At 66.2% G+C, this 2,270-nt stretch carries 1 protein-coding gene; it reads right to left on the bottom strand.

What is annotated here, in order from left to right:
• Window positions 1–113: 113 nt before the first annotated feature.
• Window positions 114–2,270: DUF2126 domain-containing protein (locus WCB02_RS07210; RefSeq protein ID WP_423957145.1), on the bottom strand; the 2,157-nt coding region annotated here is incomplete at its 5' end.

Here is a 2,270-nt window from a genome sequence, read left to right as displayed (position 1 = left end):
ACCCGGCGCTGGGCCGGGCGGGCTCGGCTCGCCGAACCGCTCGCCTGACCGGTCCCCTGCCCCAACTCCGGGCCGGTGATATCCGCCATTCGACTCTCCCAACACCCTCGGCTTTAATGCGGGAGCTGGGTCCGCAAGTCGAGGGTTAAAGGGAATTCCATTGTGCGTTCCTCGCGCGGCGGATCGATCTTGCCGGGGGTGTGGCCATGATCCTGGAATCTGGCCAGCCGCCGCGCCTCGGCCTCGTAGGAATTGACCGGTTTTGTTTCATAATTGCGCCCGCCGGGATGGGCGACATGATAGACGCAGCCGCCGAGCGAGCGGCCGTTCCAGGTATCGATCAGGTCGAAGGTCAAGGGCGCGTGGACCGGGATGGTCGGGTGCAGGCCGGAATGCGGCTGCCAGGCCTTGAAGCGCACCGCCGCCACCGCCTCGCCGGCACGGCCGGTCGCGGTCATCGGCATCCGCCGGCCGTTGCAGCTGATGACGTGACGGCCTTCGACAAAGCCTTCCGCCTTGACCTGCAGCCGCTCGACCGAAGAGTCGACATAGCGCACGGTGCCGCCGGCCGTTCCCTCCTCGCCCAGTACATGCCAGGGCTCAAGCGCCTGGCGCAATTCCAGTGAGACGCCGCCATGGTGGACCCGGCCGAACGCCGGAAACCGGAACTCGAGCTGCGCCAGGTACCAGTCCGGCGAAAAATCGTAGCCGGAGGTGCGCAGCTCGTCGAGCACGTCGAGAAAGTCCTCCCAAAGGAAATGCGGCAGCATGAAGCGATCATGGATCGCGGTGCCCCAGCGCACGAACTTGCCCTGTTGCGGCTCGCGCCAGAGCTTTGCGATCAGCGCCCGGATCAGCAACTGCTGCGCCAGCGACATGCGCGGATCGGGCGGCATTTCGAGCGCGCGGAATTCGACCAGGCCTAGCCGGCCGGTGGGACTGTCAGGCGAATAGAGCTTGTCGATGCAGATCTCGGCGCGATGGGTGTTGCCGGTCATGTCGACCAGGATGTGCCGGAACAGCCGGTCGACCAGCCACAGCGGAATCGTGCCGCCCGGCTCGGGCACCTGAGCCAGCGCGATCTCCAGCTCATAGAGGCCGTCATGGCGGGCCTCGTCGATGCGGGGCGCCTGGCTGGTCGGGCCGATGAACATGCCGGAAAAGAAATAGGACAGCGACGGATGCCGCTGCCAGTACAGCACGAGGCTCTTTAACAGATCGGGACGGCGCAGGAACGGCGAATCCTGCGGCTTGCTGCCGCCGACCACCACGTGGTTGCCGCCGCCGGTGCCGGTGTGCCGGCCGTCGACCAGGAAGCGGTTGGCGCCGAGCCGTACCTTGCCGGCATCCTCGTACAGGCCGGAGGTGATGGCCACCGCTTCGCGCCAGCTTGCCGCCGGCTGGACATTGACCTCGATCACGCCAGGATCGGGCGTCACCTTGATGACCTCGACGCGGGGGTCATAGGGTGGCGCATAGCCCTCGACATGAACCTGCATCTGCAGTTGTTCGGCAGTCCCTTCAACGGCGGTGAGCAACTCCAGGTAATCCTCGAGCTTTTCGACCGGCGGCATGAAGGCGCAGAGCACGCCGTCACGGATCTCGATCGACATCGCGGTCCGCACGCCACCGGACCTCGGCTGCTGCTCCTGCACTGCCTGCTGCGCCGCGCCTGGGACCTCGGCCGTCTGGTCGAACACCGGCAAATCTGCTGCGGGCAGATCACCGCGCGGCTCCATCGGGTCCTGCTCGACCGTGTAGGGATAGTCGTCGGGCGGGATATAGGGCAGCGAGGCGATCGGCAGCCGCAAGCCCAGCGGCGAATCGCCGGGCATCAGAAACAGATTGCCGCGCCGGAGCTGCCAGCGCTCGCTCTTCCAGCGCCGCGCTTCCGCGTTCCAGCGCTGGATCGGCAGCACATAGCCCCTGGGAATGTTGAGCCCGGTATCGAACACTTTCGCCATCCGGGCGCGCTCTTCCGGATCGGACAATTTGGAATCGCCGGGATCGACGTTCGGCGGCAGCGCCGCTTCCTTCTGCAGCCAGTGACCGGGATCTTCGAACGCCGGCAGCACGTAGTCCGGCTCAAGCCCGAGCTTTTGCGCTACCCCTCGCGCGAAATGCTGCGCACCCGCGATGTCGGCCTTGCGCGGATTCTCGATTCTGGCGACCAGATCAGGGTTCTTCCAGATCGGCACGCCGTCCTTGCGCCAATACAGGCCGAATGCCCAGCGCGGCAGGCTCTCGCCGGGATACCATTTGCCCTGCCC

It is taken from the genome of Bradyrhizobium sp., from assembly GCF_049581145.1.
Lineage (GTDB): Bacteria > Pseudomonadota > Alphaproteobacteria > Rhizobiales > Xanthobacteraceae > Bradyrhizobium.
This window is presented reverse-complemented; position numbering and strand designations above follow the sequence as displayed.